The 19,382-nt window shown below is 63.3% G+C and carries 23 protein-coding genes and 2 tRNA genes; 14 read left to right on the top strand and 11 right to left on the bottom strand.

Annotated elements, in window-relative coordinates; translation table 11 throughout:
* The first annotated feature begins 34 nt into the window (after positions 1–34).
* From ACE3TJ_RS01730 to ACE3TJ_RS01740, 3 genes are read left to right on the top strand one after another with little or no spacing between them, the layout of a single operon-like run.
* Complete coding sequence (locus ACE3TJ_RS01730; RefSeq protein ID WP_374593255.1) at positions 35–304, top strand: acyl carrier protein; 270 nt, start codon at positions 35–37, stop codon at positions 302–304.
* Positions 305–982 (top strand): hypothetical protein, encoded by a 678-nt coding sequence (locus ACE3TJ_RS01735; protein WP_374593257.1) that lies wholly within the window; start codon positions 305–307, stop codon positions 980–982. It abuts the gene before it with no gap.
* The gene (locus ACE3TJ_RS01740; protein ID WP_374599267.1) at positions 979–1,746 is read left to right on the top strand and encodes a hydrolase 1, exosortase A system-associated; all 768 of its coding nucleotides are present in this window, start codon (positions 979–981) and stop codon (positions 1,744–1,746) included. Before ACE3TJ_RS01735 ends, ACE3TJ_RS01740 begins: the two co-directional genes overlap by 4 nt.
* 57 nt (positions 1,747–1,803) lie before the next feature.
* Here the strand turns inward: ACE3TJ_RS01740 and ACE3TJ_RS01745 are convergent, their stop codons facing one another.
* From ACE3TJ_RS01745 to ACE3TJ_RS01755, 3 genes are all read right to left on the bottom strand, one after another.
* Positions 1,804–2,535: a PEP-CTERM sorting domain-containing protein gene (locus tag ACE3TJ_RS01745; RefSeq protein ID WP_374593259.1), complete on the bottom strand. Its 732-nt coding sequence runs from the start codon at positions 2,533–2,535 to the stop codon at positions 1,804–1,806.
* A gap of 163 nt (positions 2,536–2,698) precedes the next feature.
* A complete protein-coding gene (locus tag ACE3TJ_RS01750; protein WP_374593261.1) occupies positions 2,699–3,724 on the bottom strand; it encodes an alpha/beta fold hydrolase in 1,026 nt (341 codons plus the stop codon).
* 91 nt (positions 3,725–3,815) lie between these two features.
* Positions 3,816–3,892 (bottom strand) — tRNA-Met (locus tag ACE3TJ_RS01755).
* Between the two features lie 172 nt (positions 3,893–4,064).
* Here ACE3TJ_RS01755 and ACE3TJ_RS01760 point away from each other — a divergent pair.
* The 5 genes from ACE3TJ_RS01760 to ACE3TJ_RS01780 all read left to right on the top strand — a co-directional run bounded on the left by ACE3TJ_RS01760 (position 4,065) and on the right by ACE3TJ_RS01780 (position 8,711).
* Positions 4,065–4,958, top strand: coding sequence for a sulfotransferase (locus ACE3TJ_RS01760; RefSeq protein ID WP_374593263.1), 894 nt, complete (start codon positions 4,065–4,067; stop codon positions 4,956–4,958).
* A gap of 136 nt (positions 4,959–5,094) precedes the next feature.
* The gene (locus ACE3TJ_RS01765) at positions 5,095–6,024 is read left to right on the top strand and encodes an isoaspartyl peptidase/L-asparaginase family protein (RefSeq protein WP_374599269.1); all 930 of its coding nucleotides are present in this window, start codon (positions 5,095–5,097) and stop codon (positions 6,022–6,024) included.
* Complete coding sequence (locus ACE3TJ_RS01770) at positions 6,021–7,253, top strand: NAD(P)/FAD-dependent oxidoreductase (RefSeq protein ID WP_374593265.1); 1,233 nt, start codon at positions 6,021–6,023, stop codon at positions 7,251–7,253. Before ACE3TJ_RS01765 ends, ACE3TJ_RS01770 begins: the two co-directional genes overlap by 4 nt.
* 19 nt (positions 7,254–7,272) lie before the next feature.
* Positions 7,273–8,208: an NAD(P)H-dependent flavin oxidoreductase gene (locus ACE3TJ_RS01775; RefSeq protein WP_374599271.1), complete on the top strand. Its 936-nt coding sequence runs from the start codon at positions 7,273–7,275 to the stop codon at positions 8,206–8,208.
* A 101-nt stretch (positions 8,209–8,309) separates the two neighbouring features.
* On the top strand, positions 8,310–8,711 hold the full coding sequence (locus ACE3TJ_RS01780) for a DUF3775 domain-containing protein (RefSeq protein WP_374593267.1): 402 nt from the start codon (positions 8,310–8,312) through the stop codon (positions 8,709–8,711).
* Here the strand turns inward: ACE3TJ_RS01780 and ACE3TJ_RS01785 are convergent.
* Positions 8,708–9,448 (bottom strand): class I SAM-dependent methyltransferase, encoded by a 741-nt coding sequence (locus ACE3TJ_RS01785; RefSeq protein ID WP_374593269.1) that lies wholly within the window; start codon positions 9,446–9,448, stop codon positions 8,708–8,710. The two genes, ACE3TJ_RS01780 and ACE3TJ_RS01785, sit on opposite strands and share 4 nt — an antisense overlap.
* Positions 9,449–9,573: 125 nt before the next feature.
* Between ACE3TJ_RS01785 and ACE3TJ_RS01790 the strand changes: the two genes are divergently transcribed.
* Genes ACE3TJ_RS01790 through ACE3TJ_RS01805 form a run of 4 tightly spaced genes read left to right on the top strand, consistent with a single transcriptional unit; the run spans position 9,574 to position 12,512 of the window.
* Complete coding sequence (locus ACE3TJ_RS01790) at positions 9,574–11,154, top strand: hypothetical protein (protein ID WP_374593271.1); 1,581 nt, start codon at positions 9,574–9,576, stop codon at positions 11,152–11,154.
* Positions 11,151–11,516 carry a hypothetical protein gene (locus ACE3TJ_RS01795; RefSeq protein WP_374593273.1) on the top strand — a complete coding sequence of 122 codons (366 nt, stop codon included), beginning with the start codon at positions 11,151–11,153 and terminating at the stop codon, positions 11,514–11,516. Before ACE3TJ_RS01790 ends, ACE3TJ_RS01795 begins: the two co-directional genes overlap by 4 nt.
* Positions 11,506–12,192, top strand: coding sequence for a glycosyltransferase family 2 protein (locus ACE3TJ_RS01800; RefSeq protein ID WP_374593275.1), 687 nt, complete (start codon positions 11,506–11,508; stop codon positions 12,190–12,192). Before ACE3TJ_RS01795 ends, ACE3TJ_RS01800 begins: the two co-directional genes overlap by 11 nt.
* A complete protein-coding gene (locus tag ACE3TJ_RS01805; RefSeq protein WP_374593277.1) occupies positions 12,189–12,512 on the top strand; it encodes a DUF2304 family protein in 324 nt (107 codons plus the stop codon). Before ACE3TJ_RS01800 ends, ACE3TJ_RS01805 begins: the two co-directional genes overlap by 4 nt.
* Before the next feature lie 7 nt (positions 12,513–12,519).
* Here the strand turns inward: ACE3TJ_RS01805 and ACE3TJ_RS01810 are convergent, their stop codons facing one another.
* The 3 genes from ACE3TJ_RS01810 to folK form a co-directional block, all read right to left on the bottom strand.
* Positions 12,520–13,587 carry a phosphatase PAP2 family protein gene (locus ACE3TJ_RS01810; protein ID WP_374593279.1) on the bottom strand — a complete coding sequence of 356 codons (1,068 nt, stop codon included), beginning with the start codon at positions 13,585–13,587 and terminating at the stop codon, positions 12,520–12,522.
* Positions 13,588–13,849: 262 nt separating this feature from the next.
* Positions 13,850–13,925, bottom strand: a tRNA-Lys gene (locus tag ACE3TJ_RS01815).
* A gap of 50 nt (positions 13,926–13,975) precedes the next feature.
* The gene (gene folK, locus ACE3TJ_RS01820; RefSeq protein ID WP_374593281.1) at positions 13,976–14,500 is read right to left on the bottom strand and encodes a 2-amino-4-hydroxy-6-hydroxymethyldihydropteridine diphosphokinase; all 525 of its coding nucleotides are present in this window, start codon (positions 14,498–14,500) and stop codon (positions 13,976–13,978) included.
* A 23-nt stretch (positions 14,501–14,523) separates the two neighbouring features.
* Here folK and ACE3TJ_RS01825 point away from each other — a divergent pair, with 23 nt between their 5' ends.
* Together ACE3TJ_RS01825 and ACE3TJ_RS01830 are read left to right on the top strand one after the other, a co-directional pair.
* Complete coding sequence (locus tag ACE3TJ_RS01825) at positions 14,524–15,177, top strand: uracil-DNA glycosylase (RefSeq protein ID WP_374593283.1); 654 nt, start codon at positions 14,524–14,526, stop codon at positions 15,175–15,177.
* A gap of 3 nt (positions 15,178–15,180) precedes the next feature.
* On the top strand, positions 15,181–15,759 hold the full coding sequence (locus ACE3TJ_RS01830) for a lambda-exonuclease family protein (RefSeq protein ID WP_374593285.1): 579 nt from the start codon (positions 15,181–15,183) through the stop codon (positions 15,757–15,759).
* Here the strand turns inward: ACE3TJ_RS01830 and aguB are convergent.
* From aguB to ACE3TJ_RS01850, 4 genes are read right to left on the bottom strand one after another with little or no spacing between them, the layout of a single operon-like run.
* Positions 15,756–16,604, bottom strand: coding sequence for an N-carbamoylputrescine amidase (gene aguB, locus ACE3TJ_RS01835; RefSeq protein ID WP_374593287.1), 849 nt, complete (start codon positions 16,602–16,604; stop codon positions 15,756–15,758). The genes ACE3TJ_RS01830 and aguB overlap by 4 nt on opposite strands.
* Positions 16,601–17,575, bottom strand: coding sequence for an agmatine deiminase family protein (locus ACE3TJ_RS01840; RefSeq protein ID WP_374593288.1), 975 nt, complete (start codon positions 17,573–17,575; stop codon positions 16,601–16,603). Before ACE3TJ_RS01840 ends, aguB begins: the two co-directional genes overlap by 4 nt.
* On the bottom strand, positions 17,572–18,315 hold the full coding sequence (locus tag ACE3TJ_RS01845) for an RlmE family RNA methyltransferase (RefSeq protein WP_374593290.1): 744 nt from the start codon (positions 18,313–18,315) through the stop codon (positions 17,572–17,574). The genes ACE3TJ_RS01840 and ACE3TJ_RS01845 overlap by 4 nt, the downstream gene beginning before the upstream one ends.
* A 1-nt stretch (position 18,316) precedes the next feature.
* Entirely contained in the window at positions 18,317–19,372 is a 1,056-nt protein-coding gene (locus ACE3TJ_RS01850) for a Ppx/GppA phosphatase family protein (RefSeq protein ID WP_374593292.1), read from the bottom strand.
* Between the last annotated feature and the right edge of the window lie 10 nt (positions 19,373–19,382).

A 19,382-nucleotide genomic window follows, 5' to 3' on the forward strand; every position in this document is an offset into this window, starting at 1 on the left:
GCCCGCGGGCAACGACAGTGCATACAGGGTGGAGATGACCGCAGACACCGCTTCTCATGCCGACCAGATGCGGCGCATTCTCATAGAGGTGCTGGGCGTTTCCGAAACGACCGCTGCCGGGCTCGACGCCGCCTCGCCGCTGTTCGGCGCGCTGCCCGAGATCGATTCGATGGCGGTTGCGGGCCTCCTCACCGAGATGGAAGATCGCTTCGGCATCGTGATCGACGACGACGAGGTCGACGCGGACCTTTTCGCGACGTTCGGCAATCTCGTGGATTTCATCGCGCGGAAGGCTGCCGCCTAGGTGGAGCCGTTCCGGTTCACGCTGCTCAGCGCCGGGCCGTACGACCTGCCGACCATCCTGCGTGGCCCCGAAACCGGGCCGTGCGTGCTGTTCATCCCGCCGCTGTTCGAGGAAATGAATCGCACGCGGCGGCTGCTCGCCGATCTCGGCCGTGCACTCGCGGCGAGCGGGATTGGCAGCGCCCTCGCCGATCTTCCGGGTACGGGCGACGCTTCTGGAAGGCCCGATGTCGCCGCGTGGCGGCAGGCGACAGCACATCTGATCGAAACGCTGGCGGGGCGCCCGCTTCGCGTGCTCGCCGTGCGCGGCGGTGCACTCCTCACGGACGGCTCCGGAAGCGAAGGCCTCTACCGCGTATCTCCCGCCTCCTCCGGCGCCGGCCTCCTCCGCGAAATGATGCGCGCGCAGGCGATCGCGGATCAGGAGCGCGAAGGTGCCCGCGTCTCCCCATCGACTTACGAAACGCGCTTCGCGCATGGCGAAACGGTCGCACTTACCGGCTATGACGTCACGCCCGGGCTTGCCGCGAACCTCAACACCCTGGCGCTGCCTGACGCCGCGGTGCCGCTGCGCGTGTCCACTGTGGAAGGCCCGCCGGTGTGGCGGCAGGCCGAACCCGCCCCGGCTCCGACGTTCGCCGCCGCGCTCGCCGAAGACATCGCTGCGTGGATGCGATGATCCGCCCGCTCGCCATTCCTTGCGGGGAAACACCCCTCGCCGCCACGCTGCACCCCGGCGAAGGCCCGCTCGCCGCGCTCATCGTCTCGGGCGGCGTACAGACCAGGGCCGGGCCGCATCGTCTGTTCACCGCGCTTGCGGAAATGCTCGGCGCCCAAGGGATGGCCGCGCTGCGCTTCGACCGGCGCGGTGTCGGAGACAGCGAGGGCGAGGATACGGGCTTTCTTGGCAGCGCGGACGATATCGCCGCCGCCGCATCGGCGCTTCGCCGTGAAGGCCTCGCAGATATCGTCGGCATCGGCCTTTGCGATGGCGCCGCGGCGCTCGCGCTGTTCGGTTCAGCGAGCGGCATTCAGCGCCTCGTCCTGCTCAATCCGTGGAGCTTCGACAGCGACGTCGCCGAAATGCCCGCCGCCGCGCAGCGCGACCGCACGCTGAGGCGCCTTCTCAATCCCCGCAATTGGCCGCGCATCCTGTCCGGCGGGATCGATGTGAAGGGCGCGCTGAAAACGCTGTTCAGCAAGAATACCGCGCCACAAAGCGCCCTCTCCGCGCGCCTCGTTGCCGCGATCAATGCGTTTCCGGGGCGTATCCTCGTGCCGCTCTCACGCGGCGACGCAACGGCAGAGGCTTTCGCGGCGCTGCTCCCCGCCCTCGGCGCGCACGTCCATCCTGTTTGGCTTGAAAATGCCGATCACACGCTGACCCGGCCGGAAGCACGGCAGGCGCTGTTCGCAGCAATCACGGATTGGCTCGCCAAATAGCATCGCGCCGGGATGGACCAGCCACCCCGGCGCGAAACTCAGCGATCAAGCGACGCTTCAGGCCTTGCGGCGACGCGCCACCGCGGCAAGCGCGAGACCAAGGCCGAGCAGACCGAGCGCACCCGGCTCCGGAACGTCCGTCACCGGCGTGCCGTCACCCTTGTCCTTGAAGAAGCCGACCGTGTGGTTGTCGGATTCATATCCTGCACCGCCCGGCGCCTGGATGAACTCGATGCGGTCGAACGTGCCGCCGTCGTAGAAGAAGTTCAGGAAGACATAGGGCTCGCCCGAGTTCTCGCCCGTCACAGGGTGGCCCCAGTAGTCGGGCTGGCCGCTGACAAGAGCAAGGACGTCCACGGGGGTGAACGAGAAGATCTCCGAACCGCCGCTGTAGAACTTCACCGTGTTGCCCGCATCGAGCGCCGACAGCCAGTAGCCGAAGTAGTTGACGCCAGCGCTGCCCGACTGCGTGATGTCGATCGCGTAGCTCAGCGTACCGTAGCCGAGGCCGGCAACCGCATAGTCCGAACCGCCGTCGCCGCCGTACTGGTCCGCGTCGATCACCTTCACATCGCTGTAGGTCAGTTCGATGGTGTTGCCGTCGTAAGTGAACGAAGACGTGAAGTCCGTCTGTCCGATCTTCCCGTCGAACGTCTCGACACCATAATAGTCGAACGTTGCCGTCGTGGTCGTCGCACCCGGCGCTTCGTAGGAAACGCTCATCGTCGCGGCCTGCGCGGTCGAAGCCGCAAGCAGAAGCGCCGCTCCACCGATCATCTTCATGTTCATCGCAACACAACTCCTGATCCTTGCATTGCGGAAACAATAAGCAACGCGTGTGCCAATTTCCAAAACGGCAAGGAAAGTCAGAAGTGAAAATGGTTAACCGTCACGCCACAGAAACGAGTCTGTAAAGATTCCCGACGCTGTTTGTGGGCTCTTTGCGGCGTTTCTAGCCGTTGGCGCCGCGGACTTTGCCCACCACCTCGTTGACGGCCCTCACGACGGCATCGGGCCGATCCATCTGAATATAATGGCCAGCATCGGGAAAAATCTCGTGCCGAGACTGTGTCGACCAGCGCGCCTCGTCGCGGTGCAGATCAAGCCATTTCGCCATTTGGGCACGGCCTTCCGCTTCGGTCATGTCCTGCGCCGCAAGCACGTCCTTCGGATAGGGCTTCGAACCCGTGAGGACCACGAGCGGCCGATCGCCGAGGCTTCTGAGGGCGCCACCTTGGCGAAGTGTCGTTTCAAGCGAGTCAAGTTCGTCGATCATGCCGGGCATGCTGGTCGGCGTGTAAGCCTCGCGCAGCGGCGTGATGGGGCTGTCCTCGTCCGGAGACAGCATCCCCGAAAGCACGCGGGGCAATCCCGTCCAGCCGAGCGTACGCATCGCCCGAACCGCAATCGGCACTTCCACTTTCAGCTTTTTCTCGCCGGGCTTGGCCAGCTTCTCGAGCTGATCGGGGTGCGATGCGTCCACGAACACGAGCCCGCCGACCGACGCGCCGAACTGGCGCGTGTAATTCATGATGTAAGGGCCGCCGAGCGAATGGCCGACGAGAACGATCGGGCCTTCGATGCCTTCGGCGGTCAGCGTCGCCTGGAGATCGCGCGCGACATGATCGCCGTCGCGCACGTCCGGCGAGGGATCGCTCCACATGATTCCAGCACGGTCGTAGGCACAGGTCCGTGTCGTCTTCGCGAGCGTGTCATGCACTTTGTGCCACGAGAGCGACCCGTTGATGTCGAGCCCGGATTCGAGCACCACGGTCGGCGTCCCGCTACCCCGACAATCCAGATGGATCCTGCGCCCGCCGATATCCACCAGCAGGCCCGGCGCCGGATACTGCGAAGCCGCGTTTCGCCGCGCGAAAAACTCGTAAACGGCGCCCGCCAGCACAAGGAACAGCAGGAGCGCGAGAAGCCCGATCGCGATACGGCGGACCCACAACCAAAGCTTCGAGCCAATCGCCATAAGTTTTCTCTTCAGGACAAGTTTTTCAAAACCTGCCACCTTCGCCATAAAGGCGCAAGATAGAGAAGCCGCAGCGTATCGGTGGTGTGGGTGGTAGCGGAGGAGGGACTTGAACCCCCGACACGCGGATTATGATTCCGCTGCTCTAACCAACTGAGCTACTCCGCCCCGAAGGCCTGTTCGGCCCGAAAGCGGGGGTCATATAGGCGTGAGGGCTCCCCCGGTCAATCGTTCCTCGGCACCCGACCGTTAGAGGTTCAATCCGTTTTGATTCCGCGTTACTATGCGACTGGGCAGAATGGGGGAAATCGTGAAACTGGGGAGGGATATCGCGCGCGCCTTGCTCGCGCAGCTCGAACCTGTTGCGCGCCGAATGGCGCCAAAACTTGACATTCCGCCTATCTTCATCGTGGGCCTCCCGCGTGTCGGCTCCACCCTCGCCTCGATTCTGGCAACCCGGTATCTGCGCAGCGCCTATTTTTCGAACCTGCTGATGGCGACGCCGGCAAGCCCGGTGTTGACGGCAATGCTTGCAGGGCCTCGACGTGCGTTCGGTGGCACCGACGATCTTGCCAACCGGTTCGGCGAGACCAGCCATTCCCAAGGGCCCAGCCAGGGCTACCGGTTCTGGAACCTCCATCTCGGCACATCCGAGACCCCCGCCCCGCTCGATGAAACCCACAAGGCCATGCTGCGCCAGACGATCGCGGCGCTTCAGGGCATCGCAGGCGGGCCCTTTATCAACAAGTGGCAGAAGAACGGTCTGCGTATCCCGTTTTTGGCGGATTTGTTCCCGGGCAGCGTCTTCATCGAGATAACGCGCGATCCGCTGGAAACTGCGTTGTCGATCCTCTCGGCGAGGCGCCAGAGCCATGGCGGCGAAGCCGGCTGGTTTTCGGTACGCCCCTCGACACTCACGCTTTCCGACTATTTCAGTGTTCACGAGCAGATTGCCGCGCAAGTTGCAGCGACGCGGGCGATTCTCGATCGTGATCTGGGCGGGCTGCCCAGCGCCAACGTTCAGACCTATGCCTACACCGCGATCTGCGCGGACCCGAAGGCCTGGCTGAAACTTGTCGCTGCGCGCTACGAGGCGACAACGGGTGTACCGATCGCACTCAGAGACGTTCCGTCGGTAAAGCTCAGCGCACGCCGCCCCCAGGCCGAGCGAACGGATCAACGCCTTCTCGACGCGGCGCTCGCACGGTTCGAAGGCGCGTTCCCCGCCTCCTGACAGCGACCTGTTGCGCTCCCTCCCCGCACTGGGTAAGCCCTGCGCCAACGGTTGGGGAGACTGGGCCCGAATGCGATATTCGCTTGGCATTGCAGCAACCTTCACCGCCTTCTTTCTTTCGAGTGGGGCCTTCGCCATGCAGGACTGGACGCTTCTCATCCACGGCGGTGCCGGCGGTATGGAGCGCGGCAAGATGACGTCCCGGCAGGACGCCGCCCAGCGTGCCGGCCTCTCCGCAGCGCTGGAGGCGGGAAAGACCGTGCTCGCTTCGGGCGGTAGTGCCCTGGATGCTGTCGAGGCCGCCGTGAAGGTTCTGGAAGACGATCCCGGCTTCAACGCAGGTCGCGGCGCCGTGTTTACATACGAAGGCGTCAACGAGCTTGATGCGGCGATCATGGACGGTCGCAACCGCGCCGCTGGTGCGGTTGCGGGCCTCACGCGGACACGCAACCCGGTCACCGCTGCGCGCGCAGTCATGGAGAAAAGCCCGCACGTCATGCTGCAAGGCCCGGGCGCGGACCGCTTCGCGCGTGAACGCGGCCTTGATCAGGTCGATCCATCGTATTTCCGCACCGAGGAGCGCTGGCAGCAACTCCAGAAGATGAAGGAGAATGCGAAGACCGGCACGGTGTTCGATGCCGACATGAAATACGGCACGGTCGGCGCGGTTGCAAAGGACGTGCATGGCAACCTCGCCGCCGCCACCTCCACCGGGGGCCTCACCGGCAAGCGTTGGGGCCGCGTCGGCGATTCGCCGGTCCTCGGCGCGGGCACCTATGCCGACAACCGCGGCTGCGCCGTCTCTGCCACAGGTTCGGGCGAATTCTACATCCGCGTCGGCGTCGCACACGAAATCTGCGCGCGTATGCGCTTCGGCAAGGAAGACGTGCAGACGGCGGTCGATGCGGTGCAGGGCGAAGTGAAAGCGCTCGGCGGTGTCGGCGGCGTCATCGCAGTCGCGCCGGACGGTGCTTCCGCCTTTTCTTTCAATACGCCCGGCATGTATCGCGGGCGCGCCACCTCCGGCGGAGAATTCGCCGTTCATATCTATGGGGATGAAGAGTGAGCACGAGCGACGTTCTGATTGTAGGCGCGGGACAGGCCGCCGCCCAGGCCGCCATCAGCCTTCGGATGGCGAACTTCACGGGCACCATCACGATGGTCGGCGCCGAAGCGGTTCCGCCCTACGAACGCCCGCCGCTTTCGAAGGACTATCTCGCCGGCGAAAAGGAAGCCGCCCGGCTGCTGCTCCGCCCCGAGGCGTTCTGGGCCGACAAGGACGTGACGCTGCATCTCGGCACGCGTGTCGCGGCGGTGAACCCGGAAGCGCGCACCGTCACCACCGATGCGGGTGAGCATCTCGGCTACGGCGATCTCATCTGGGCGGCGGGCGGCAGCCCGCGCCCCCTGCCCCTTCCCGGCGCCGACAGCCACAACGTCCACATGATCCGCACGATCGCGGATGTCGATGCGCTCCGCGCCGACCTTGAAGGCGGCGGACCGGTGGTCATCATCGGCGGCGGCTACATCGGTCTCGAAGCGGCTGCCGTTCTCGTCAAACAGGGCCACAAGGTCACGCTGCTCGAAGCGCTGCCGCGCGTGCTTGCGCGCGTCGCTGGTGAAGCCGTGTCACGCTTCTATGAGGAGGAACACCGCGCGCACGGCGTCGACCTGCGCCTCTCCGCCCAGATAGAAGCGCTGGAAACCGATGCCGGCCGCGTCACGGCCGTGCGCCTCGCAGACGGTGAGCGGCTGCCCGCGGCCGCCGTCATCGTCGGCATCGGCCTTATCCCCTCCGTCGAGCCGCTTCTCGATGCAGGCGCGAGCGGCGGCAATGGTGTCGATGTCGACGCCTTCTGCCGCACCGCCCTGCCCCACATCTACGCGATCGGCGACTGCGCAGCGCATGAAAACCGCTTCGCGGAAGGCGCGCGCATTCGCCTCGAATCGGTGCAGAACGCAGTCGATCAGGCGAAAACCGCCGTCGGCGCCATCCTCGGCGATCCACAGCCTTACTCGGCAACGCCATGGTTCTGGTCCAACCAGTATGATCTCCGCCTGCAGACCGTGGGCCTCTCCACGGGCCACGACGCCACCGTGCTGCGCGGCAATCCGGACGCACGCAGCTTCAGCCTTATCTATTTGAAGGGTGGCCGGGTCATCGCGCTCGATTGCATCAGTGCGGCGAAGGATTTCATTCAGGGGCGCGCGCTCGTGGAGAAAGGGGCGGTCATTGATCCGGCCCGCCTCGCCGACGCCGGCACACCGCTGAAGGAGCTCCTGGCCGCATCATAGGGGGACTTTCGCCTTGACCATGCCAGCGCTGTTTCGCGGGCGGCTTTCGATCCCGGTGATCGGGTCGCCGCTGTTCATCATCTCGAACCCCGATCTCGTCATAGCGCAGTGCCGCGCGGGTGTGGTCGGCAGCTTTCCGTCGCTGAACGCGCGGCCGCTGCCGCAGTTCGAGGAATGGCTGCAGCGCCTTTCGACCGAGCTGACGAAAAAGGACGCGCCCTACGCAGTCAACCTCATCGTCCACAAGTCGAACGACCGACTGATGGACGACCTTGCGCTCTGCGTGAAATACAAGGTGCCGCTCATCATCACTTCGCTCGGCGCGCGCGAGGATGTGAACGCCGCGATCCACAGCTACGGCGGCCTCGTCTTCCACGACGTCATCACCAATGCGTTTGCGAAGAAGGCCATCGAAAAGGGCGCGGACGGCCTCATTCCCGTCGCCGCGGGCGCGGGCGGCCATGCGGGCACCCTCTCCCCCTTCGCGCTTGTGCAGGAAATCCGTGAATGGTTCGACGGGCCCATCGCCCTGTCCGGCGCGATCGCGACCGGTAGCGCCGTGCTCGCAGCTGAAGCGATGGGCGCCGATTTCGGCTACATCGGCTCAGCCTTCATCGCCACCACCGAAGCGCGCGCCGACGAGCGCTACAAGCAGATGATCGTCGAAAGCCGCGCTTCCGATATCGTCTACTCGAACCTCTTCACCGGTGTGCACGGCAACTATCTCGCCCCCTCCATTGTGAATGCCGGCCTCGATCCCGCGAACCTGCCCGTCAGCGACCCTTCGAAAATGGATTTCGGCAGCGGCGGCAACACCGGCGCCAAGGCGTGGAAGGACATATGGGGCTGCGGCCAGGGCATCGGCGCGGTGAAGGCCGTGCTGCCCGCCGCCGAGCTCGTCGCGCGCCTGAAACGCGAATACGACGCTGCAAAAGCGAAACTCTGCACCGCCTGAACCGTTCTTTTTTTGACGCGCCTCAAGAAACCGCCAAGCCGCTGTGGCATGGTTGGCTGCAGAACAAACCGCGACTCGAAGGCAAGGATCGGAAGCGCACGATGGAACTGACGATTTCTCTCGAAGACGTATGCCGCATCGTGCTGCGTGCCCGCGAATACGACGCGCAGGTCCCCGCGGTCGACCCCGACGATAGCTCGAACATGGCCGACGACAAGGCCGTGGACGTTCTCGAAGACTCCTCGAACACCTCTGTGGAGGAAGAGCTGCGCAGCATGATCGAGGACCTGAACGACGATGAGCAGGTCGAGCTGTACACGCTGATGCTGGTAGGCGCCGGCGACTACGACGCCGGCGAATGGGACGAAGCCCTCGCCACCGTCACCGACGAGGTGTCAGACATCCCCGGAGCCCTCATGCGCACGCCGATGCTAGCCTCACTCCTCGAAACGGGACTGGCCGCCTTTGGACTCGACTGTGACGGGATGGGGACGGCGGGCTAGGCGGAGATGGGTTTAACCCAAGCGATCGTCAGATACTTGTTGCAGAATCCGTCCACGACCGTGGAAATTAGCCTTTTCGAAAAAGCTGCGGGGTTTCGCAGATAGTATCCAGCCATATTTTTCCGCATATCTTCAAGCCTTGCTTCCTGTCCGCGCACGATTTTCAACGGACTGAACGGTTGCACCTGAAACAGCGAATCTATCTCTTTCAGACCTAAATCGGCGCCCAGAGATCGGAAGGATTTCGGTGTAAAGTCATGGAGATGATAGGGATTCACGTCCACCGAAGGCGTGACCGGAACCGATGCAATCAGCGTTCCGCCCGGGCGAAGCAATCGTCTGAAATTCTGAAGGAGCGCCGAGGGGTCGGGGACATGCTCTACCGTTTCCAATGACACGATCGTGTCGAAACCGTCCGAATCTTCGAGCTTGCACCCATCCGACTGCAGAAAACGCACCCTCTCGGAGATGTAGGATCGAGCGGCATATCCCACGGCTGCCGCATCAATATCCACTCCAAGGACCTGTTCAGGTGTCTGCTCCGCTCCCGCAAGGACTGCCGTGCCATAACCGACGCCGCAGGCGCAATCGAGGACACGCCCGCCCTTAACGAAGCCTGCCGCGAACCGATAGCGTTCCATATGAAGCGCCAAGGTCTCTTTCCCCGTGGCGTCTGTACCATCCAGTGCATTGGGGACGAGGCGTTCAAGGGAGACTGTCGACGGTGTGACGTTCATAGGGGACTACTTCGACATCGTTGGCAAGAAACGTACACTTGAAAGGCAAAAGTTAAATAGCTGCTAACGATATTCTTTCAGACTTTGAAACCGGTAATTAACTACTCGAACGCCATTTATATTTAATGGCACGATCGTCGTACATAGCCGGACAAACGCCGCTGCACGCCTCACATCAGTTCTCACCGAACATTTGCTATGTGGCGTTTAGCACTGCGCTCTTTGCCGTCTGGATCGGCTTTTATCTCTTTGAGCCATTCGGGTTTGATAGCCCGGGCCGCGACACTTGGCATCATGTTGCCGTCTTGCGCGAACTAATGGCGGCACCCTTTGCGCCATCTAACCCGCATATTCCGACAGAGGAGCCATCGCGCTACTTCACGCCCGTGAATGTCGTAGCCGCCTTGTTGGGCAAATTGCTCGGATTATCTCCATACGCACTCTTCGGAGTCATGGGCGCCGCAAGCTGTGTCGGCCTCGTAATCGGATGCTGGATTTTCGCGCGTCGCTACTATGGCACTTCGTGGTCACCCCTTGCTCTTCTCCTGAGCCTTCTGTTCGTTTGGGGGCTACAGCGCGGACATGCAGGTTTACACAACTACGCCACATTTCTGACCAGCGCGGCATACCCTTCGACCATCGTTTTCGTGGTTGGCTTCTTCCAATGGGCACTGGTCCTCGGCGTTATGGAAGAAAAGAAGAATTTTATTTCTCGCCTTCTTGCAATCGCGGGTCTCACCGCTTTTTCCTTGATCGTTCATCAACTCAGCGGCGTGATTACAGCAGTCATGGCCGGCAGCTTTGCGGTCTTCCATCCGCGTGCAAATGCAAAGGCAAAGACTGCGGCAGTCGGAGCGATAGCGATTGGCACCTTGATCATATTAGGATGGCCTTACTTCAATATCCTCGATGTTCTATCTTCGACTTCTGATCCCCGGTGGAGATCCGCCGATACAAGTATGGACGCTTTATCCACGGCGCTGATACTCGCAGCACCCGCATTGATTGGTATTCTTGCATTTCGCAAAGCACCGAACGGTTGGCGATACGAAATACTGTTCCCAGCTCTTTTCTTCACTCTGATTTATACGGCACTCGAAATCCAAGATAGTTCCATCGCACATCGTCTGGTCCCTGCAATTGTCCTTGTAGGCCAGCTGGGCACGGTATGGCTCATTGTAGATTATCTCGACAATGCCGATCGTCCCCGCAGCCTTCGTTTGGCGGTTGCGGCGGCATTTTGCTTCGTTTGCGCCCTCTCTGCAGGCGCAACCGGACTCAAACGTTCGAACGATTTGGAAATGCGTGCTTCCAAGGGCTCACTGCGCTCCACCGCGGAAGCACTGGCTGCCCTGCTTCCGGTGGGCTCCGTCGCATTCGCAACCGAGAACATCGTCTTTCCACTCCAATCCACCGGAAGACGTGTCGTTTCCATTCCTCGCCCGGAACCGGTCGCACCCAGCCTAGCGACCCGCCAGGCGGCGACAGACCTGTTTTTTGACGATCGCACAAACAACACTGAGCGCCTCAAGCTCATCGCACGCTGGCAGGCCACTCATGCCGTGTTCGCAGCAACAGACTTGCAACCAAAAGTGGTCGCGGCACTCCGAAAACTGGGCGCATCGACTGAGCTTTCCAACACTGTGGACGTGGTAACATTCAATCTGCGCGACACGGGATCAGCCTCGCATGGGAACGGCCAATGACCTTTCGACCGCTCCTCTGGATATTGCTCATCAGCTTTCCGATCGGCGTCGGCGCGGGGCAGGTTTTGCTCAAAATGGCCGCGCAGCAAATGCAGGTTCGCCAGTCGATTATCGAGATCGTCACCAATCCGCTCCTGATCGCAGCTTTCAGCCTTTATGCGACTCTTGGTGTTGTATGGCTGCTCATCTTGAAAGAGCTGCCGCTGAGTGTCGCTTATCCGTTCGTCGCCCTTTCGTTCGCCGTCACGCCGCTTCTCGCGTGGCTAATGTTGGGTGACAAACCGCAAGGTCTCTATTTCCTCGGCATCGCCCTTATTTGCGCAGGCGTCGCCATCACACAAAGAGCAATCCATGCCAATTGACGCCAACAATCTTTGGGTCGTCATCCCTGCCTACAACGAAGGCAAGATGATCGCGCGCGTGGTCGAAGATGTCAGGCGACTGTTTCCAAACGTGGTCGTCATTGATGACGCGTCCGCCGATCAAACGGCGGAGGCGGCCAAACGCGCCGGCGCCCATGTTCTGCGCCACCCCATCAATCTCGGACAAGGCGCCGCTCTCCAGACAGGCTTCGAATATGCCTTGAATGCGGGCGCGACATTTATTGCGACGTTCGATGCCGATGGGCAGCATCACATCGAAGATGTCACCTTGATGCAGGAAAGGCTGATTGAGAGCGGTGCCGATCTCGCGCTTGGCAGCAGATTTCTTGGCAACACCGTTGGGATGACGGAGGGAAGGCGCCTGCTCCTTCGTGCAGCAACGCTATTCACCAACATCACGACCGGTCTGTCACTGAGCGATTGTCACAACGGTCTCAGACTTCTCACAGCGCGTGCAGCAAGTGTCCTCACACTCCGTCAAAACCGGATGGCACACGCATCCGAAATTCTCGCCGGTATCAGGAAACACAGACTGACCTTTATCGAGGTTCCGGTGACGATTTCCTACACCGAGTATTCGCGGCAGAAGGGACAGACCTTCATCGACACTTTCGTGATCTGCCGCGATCTCATTGCTGCAAAGATGCTTCCATGATCATCCAGATCATCTTGTCCGTCGGACTTTCGGTCTGCGTCTTTTATGTTGTCAGCCTCAGACGTTCGTTCTCGGCGGCGCAAATCGGTCTGTTGGCCGTGATCATGTCGGGATATGTTTTCGTCTGGTTCCCTGGCCTCACCAATACGATCGCATCGCTTGTCGGGGTCGGCCGCGGCGCGGATCTCGTAACGTACGTCTGGATCGTTCTCAATCTCGCCTTCATTCTCCGGCTTCATCTCAAGTTACGAGAGCAGGCCGAAACACTCACGAGATTGGCGCGTCAGATCACGCTCGCACAATCCGAAAAGCCGGATTGAAACAAATTCAGTTCGCGTTCCGGGTTGAGAGGTACCGCTCCACCCCCCGCCACACCGCATACGTTCCCGCAAAGGCAACGAGCCCGTCCACGGCGTAATGCCAGCCGAGGTGGATCGAGCCGATGAACGTCGTGAGTGCGAAGAGCGAGGCGATGAGGCCCGCCGTGCGTCCGATCCGGAAGGCGAGCAGCACGTAGAGGAAGGCGATCGCATTGTGGAGCGAGGGCATTGCGGAAATACCCATCGAGAAAGCGATCGTGTCCGTTTCGTGCGCGGTCCAGAGCATATTCTGCCACTGCAGCGCGCCAAGGCCCATGCCGCCGTCCGCCTTCAGCGCTGTATCGATCGCGGCGAGCCTCTCCATCAGCCCGGTAAATTCGGGCGCGGAGGGCGAGGCCATCGCCGCAAGGAAGCACGGACCCGCGGAGCTGCCGATGTAGGCACCGAACACGCCGAGCACGATCCAGACGGCAGTGAAATTCAGGAAGAAGCGCGCCCGCTCGGCACCCGGCGCAATCAATGCGAAATAGCCGATCGCCACGGAAAGCCCGAAAACCCACAGCGTGTAGAGGCGATCGATCACCAGCGTCGCGTCGGCGGACCCGAAAAGCGCGTGCGTCAGCTCCCACGGCTGCCGCCCCAGGAACAGCAGCTTGTCCGCTGCGGTGAACAGGTCGTCGAGATAAAACGGCATGATATGCGGGATCTGCATTTTCAGCATACCCATCGCCGCAAACAACACCGGCATCAGCGCCAGCGGCAACAGCCGGGAGACGAGCAAGCTCGTATCCTGAAGTTGCACGCGCAGAGAAGCCAACATGCGGGACAACGGCTGCGCCTCTCCGGAGAGCAGTGCACGGATCAAATGATAGAGAAGCCCCAGCGACACCACGAGCGGAATCGCGCGCAGTGCCTTGCCCATGTAGTCGGCAACCAGCGCAGCCGTTGAGGCCCCGTTCCACTGCGCCACCACCTCGGAAACGCCGTAGATTCCGGCGACCATCAGAAAGAGCGGCGCAAGCCATGCCCATTCTTCACGCGCGATGGAAAACGGCTTTCCGAGAACAGCGTACATGAGCGCCCGATCGATAGCTGCAGGTGTGATGAGCACTATCGAAAAGGCATTAACGATCCGTGGAAGCCGTCGCCGCAGGTGCGCTCAGCGCCCGACCCATTGCGATTCCGTTCCAATAACATGTTGATAATACATCGCATCTGTGCGAGCAGCCGACCCGCGCGAGCATTTCTATTCTCGCGTTGTTTACATCCCAGTTTGACTGGCCCGGCCCTTCCCAGCGGTCGGGCCATTTTTTCGCGGAAGAATGGGATGGAACCGCTGGTGAGCCCTGCTGGATTCGAACCAGCGACCTACTGATTAAAAGTCAGTTGCTCTACCGACTGAGCTAAGGGCCCATCGCCATGCGGCGTGTGCGGGGCTGATCTATGGAGCGCGGGGGCTTCGGTCAACCGTTTCTGAGACGGGCGTGCATCTGGCGCACGGTGAGGCCGATAACGGGATGCCTCCAGTCCGGCGCAACCGCGAGCATAGGCGTCAGCACGAAGTCCCGGAGGTGCATGGATCGGTGCGGTGCGGCGATGCCCCGCGACTGCCGCCAGAGCAATCGCCCCGGCCATACGCCGGCGCCCCACGCGATGAGATCAAGGTCGAGTACGCGCGCACCCCAGCGCCGTCCGCGCCGGCGCCCAAAGCTGCGCTCCACCGCCTTCAGCGCTGCGACGATCTCAGGCGGCGTGAGCACCGTCGATGACGTCATGACGGCATTCGCATAGTTGCGCCCGCCCGGTCCCACGGCCCGCGTGCCGAGGATCGGCGACACCGCAGCGGCTGGAAACCCCGCCGCGCCGAGCGCCTTCACAGCGGCGCGCACGACGCCCGCCGGGCGCCCATGGCGCCCGTGCGGGCGGTTCGATCCGATGGCGATCACGATGGATGTCTCGGCGGGTGTTGCGGCGGTTGCTAAGCCCATGCGCGCCGCTTAATCGGAAAGCCATGCTCATGGAAAGCCCGCTTCCCCAAACCGAACCACCGCGCGACTGCCCGCGCTGCCCGCGCCTTGCCGGTTTCCGCGCGGAATGCCGCGCCGAGTACCCCGATTGGTGGAATGCCCCCGTCCCCGCCTTCGGCGATCCCGACGCGTGGCTCGGCATCATCGGCCTAGCGCCCGGCAAGCACGGTGCGAACCGCACCGGGCGGCCGTTCACGGGCGATTATGCTGGCGATCTTCTCTATGCAACGCTCGACAAGTTCGGGCTTTCGACCGGCACCTATGCCGCCGATCCGAACGACGGCCTCCGCCTGAAGGGCGCGATCATCATCAACGCGGTGAAGTGCCTGCCGCCCGAAAACAAGCCCACGCCCGAGGAAATGAACACCTGCCGGCCCTTCCTCGAAACACAGATCGCCGCGCTGCCCCGCGCGCGTGCATTCATCGCGCTCGGCCTCATCGCGCACCAGTCGACCCTGCGCAGCTTCGGGCTCAAACCCTCGCATCACAAGTTCGGGCACGGCGCACGCCATGCGCTGCCGGGCGGGCGCACCCTGTTCAACAGTTACCACTGCTCGCGCTACAACACGAACACCGGCAGGCTGACCGCGCCGATGTTCGAGGACGTCTTCCGCATGGCGATGAGCGAGGCCGTATAGTCCATGCCCTTCTCGATCGTCGACCTCGATCAGGGCAACGCGCGCTGGCTCCAATGGCGGAGCGGAGGCCTCGGCGCCTCGGATGCGCCTGCCGTGATGGGCGAGAATCCGTGGAAAAGCCGCAAGCGTCTGCTCAAGGAAAAGGTCGATGCGATGGCGGGCGTCGTCTCGCACTGGCGCGGCAACGCCGCCATGTCGCGGGGCAACGCGCTGGAGCCGGAAGCGCGGCGGCTCTATGCCGGCCACACCGGGCACAACGTTGCGCCCGCGTGTCTCCAGAGCAATCGCTACGAATGGCTGCGCGCCAGCGTCGATGGCATCTGCTTCAGCGCGGGCGCCGTCGTCGAGATCAAGTGCGGCGACAAGGCCTATGCGCACAGCAGCGAAAAGCGCGCCGTTCCGCGCTACTACTACGGCCAGCTCCAGCACATCCTCGCCGTCACCGGCTACCCGCGGATCGATTTCTGGTGCTGGGTGCCCGGCCGCCAGCCACAGCACATCGAAATCACGCGCGACGCGCCTTACATCGACCGGATGCTCGATACCGAAGCCGCCTTCTGGGACGAGGTGCTGGCGGGCTAGATATCCTGCGCCAGCCGCCCGTAAAGCTCCGGCCGCCGATCCCGGAAGAAGCCGAACGCCGCGCGGTGTTTCTTCACGCGCTCCAGATCGATCTCCGCCGTCAGCACACCCGTTTCCGCCGCACCGAACTCCGCGACGAAATCGCCGCGCTCGTCGGTGATGAAGCTGTGCCCGTAGAAGCTCATCGCGTCCTCGGTGCCGATGCGGTTCGCGGCCACCACGGGCACAACGTTCGAAACCGCGTGGCCGATCATCGCCCGCCGCCACAGCCGCGATGTGTCAAGTTCCTCCGCCGCCGGTTCGTCGCCGATCGCTGTGGGGAAGAACAGCACGTCCGCGCCCATCAGCATCATCGCGCGCGCGGTTTCAGGATACCACTGGTCCCAGCAGACGCCGACGCCCACGGTGCCGTACTTCGTCGGCCACACCTTGAAGCCCGTATTGCCCGGCCGGAAATAGAACTTCTCCGTATAGCCGGGGCCATCGGGGATGTGGCTCTTGCGGTAGGTGCCCATCACCTTGCCGTTGTCGTCGATCATCGCGAGCGTGTTGTAATAGTGCGGCCCGTCCGCCTCGAAGAAGCTCGTCGGGATATAGACCTTCAGCTCGGCAGCGAGCTTCTGCATCGCCAGCACCGATTTGTGCTTACTCACCGGCTTCGCGGTCGCGAAGAAGCGCTCATGCTGCACCTGGCAGAAATACGGCCCTTCGAAGAGCTCGGGCGGCAGGATGATCTTCGCGCCCTTCCCCGCCGCTTCGCGCACAAGCTCACTGACGCGCGCGATATTGCTGTCGATATCGCCCCCCAGCGGAAGCTGAAGCGCAGCGACGTTCATGGTGCTCATAGCGCGGGAACCTGCTGGGTGATGCAATGGAAGGAGCCGCCACCGGTCAGGATATGATTGGCGGGAAGCCCCACCGCCTTGCGACCGGGAAACAGCGCCTGCACGGCGGCGACGGCAGCCTCGTCATTCGGCTGGCCGTAGATCGGCACGATCACCTTCTTGTTGGTGATCAGGAAGTTCATGTAGCTCGCCGGAATCGCCTCGCCGTCGGCGTCAACAAGGCCCGGCGAGGGAATCGTCTTCACCTCCAGACCCGCAGCCTCCAGCGTCCGCCGTGCTTCGGCATAGGCATCGGCGTTCGGATCATCCGCGCCCGCCGCTTCCGGCACCACGACGACGCCCTCGGCAATGAACCGCGCGAGGTTGTCGACATGCCCATCGGTGTGGTCGTTCAGAAGCCCGTCGCCAAGCCAGATCACCGTGTCGAGCCCAAGGTCGGCGGCAAGCCGCGCCTCGATCTCCGCCTGCGAGAGGTCGGGATTGCGGTTCGGATTGAGCAGGCACTGCCGCGTCGTCACCACGCGGCCCGTCCCGTCCGGTTCGATCGCGCCGCCTTCGAGCACCCAGTCGTGCCGGGTGAGCGCTGCGCCCTGCGTTTCCGCGACGAACTCGGCAACCGTGTCGTCGCCTTCCAGCTCATACTTACCGCCCCAGCCGTTGAAGCGGAAACCCGCCGCGCTGCCGTCCGAAAGGAACAGCGGCCCGGTGTCGCGCAGCCAGATGTCGCCGAACTTGCGCTGGTGGATGCGCACGGAGGGGTGATCGGCAAGCGCAAGCCGTGCAGTCGCCTCCGCCTCCGGGCCATCGACGAGAAGTTCGACCGGTTCGCCGCCGTCCGCGATGATCGCGGCCACCATCGCGGCGACCTCCGCCTGCGCGGGCTCAAGGTCTTCCTGCCACAGCGAGGCGTCAGAGGGCCACGCCGTCCAGATCGCGGCGTGCGGCGCCCATTCGGCGGGCTGACGTTTCATGAATTCTCCTCTTGCGCGAAGCCGGTTTCGTCGGCGCCTCTGCCATTTGAACCGTCCCCGGGCAACGCTGTTCCCTTGAACCCCTGCGCGACCACATACCATTCGGACGAATCCTTGCGGCTTGCGGGCGGCTTCGAGTGCTTCACCGTGCGGAAATTGCGTTTCAACTCCGCGACAAGCGCATGGTCCGCGCCGCCTGCCAGCACCTTGGCGACAAACGTGCCGCCGGGCGCGAGGATCTCGCACGCGAAATAAAGCCCCGCCTCCACCAGCGCCATCGTGCGCAGATGGTCGGTCTGCTTGTGACCGATGGTGTTCGCCGCCATGTCCGAAAGCACGAGGTCGGCCGCGCCGCCGAGCGCCGCCTTCAGCGCATCCGGTGCTTCGTCGGCAAGGAAGTCCATCTGCAGGAAGGTCACGCCTTCCAGCGGCTCCATCTCCAGAAGGTCGATGCCCACCACCGCCGCCTTCGGATGCTTCTCGCGCAGCACCTGGCACCAGCCGCCCGGCGCCGCGCCAAGGTCTACCACCCGGCGCACGCCGCGCAGGAAGTGGTACTTCTCGTCGAGTTCCAGCAGCTTGAACGCCGCGCGCGAGCGATAACCCTGCGATTTCGCCGCCTTCACATAAGGGTCGTTGAGCTGCCGCTCGATCCAGCGCGTAGACGCTGCCGAGCGCCGCCGCGCCGTCTTCACCCGCACCTTGCCGCCTACGGAGCGGCCGCCGATACCGTTCGCCATGCTAAAGCCTGTGACCGTCGCGCCGCATCAGCGTGCGGAGAATGCCTTCGCGGATGCCGCGATCGGCAACGCACACCTCGCGCGCCGGGAACATCGCAAGGATGGCATCAAGGATGGCGCATCCCGCGATGATAAGGTCGGCGCGCTCGTTGCCGATGCAGGCGAGCGCGGCACGCTCGGCGTGCGCCATGCGCGACAGCGAAACGCCCACCTCGCGAAGCGCCGCCGCGGGTACGCTGCAGCCATCGACCCTGCGCCGGTCGTAGTGCGCGAGGCCGAGGTGCAGGCTCGCAAGCGTCGTGATCGTGCCCGATGTACCCAGAAGCTGCAGCGCTTCCGGGCTGCACGGCGGATGCAGATGTTCGCGCGCACCCGCAAGATGCTCTGTCACGCGCGCGATCATCCGCTCATAGGCCGCCTCGCGTTCCTGTGCGGTCTCGAAGTGCGTCGGCTCCGTTTCGGTGAGCGATACGACGCCCCACGGCACACTGGCCCAGCTCACGATCCGCTCGCGACCGCCCGCGCCGATCTCGACAAGGATGATCTCGGTGCTGCCGCCGCCGATGTCGAAAACGAGAGCGTGGCCCCCGCTGCGGTCGAGCAGCGTCTGGCAACCGAGCACGGCGAGCCGCGCTTCCTCTTCGGGCGAGATCACGTCGAGCGCGATGCCGGTTTCGGCAAACACGCGGTCCACGAAAGCGTCGCGGTTGCTCGCCCGGCGACAGGCCTCGGTGGCAACGTTGCGGCTCACCCACACGCCACGACGGCGTATCTTTTCGGCGCAGGCCTTGAGCGCGGCCACGGCGCGGTCCTGCGCGGCGTCCGAAAGCCGCCCGGTCTCCATCAGCCCCTCGCCCAGCCGCACGATCCGGGAGAACGCATCCACCACATAAAACCCACCCCGCGCGGGCCGGGCGATCAAAAGGCGGCAGTTGTTGGTGCCAAGGTCGAGCGCGGCATAGGCGCGCCGCTGCGTCTGGCCCATATCGCCGCGCGGCAGCGCGGGCGGGGATTCGGTAACGCCCGCGTCGGGCGCGGTATTCACGTCGAAAGGCATGATGGTCGCC

This window comes from Sphingosinicella sp. (assembly GCF_041916975.1).
Taxonomy (GTDB): Bacteria; Pseudomonadota; Alphaproteobacteria; order Sphingomonadales; family Sphingomonadaceae; genus Sphingosinicella.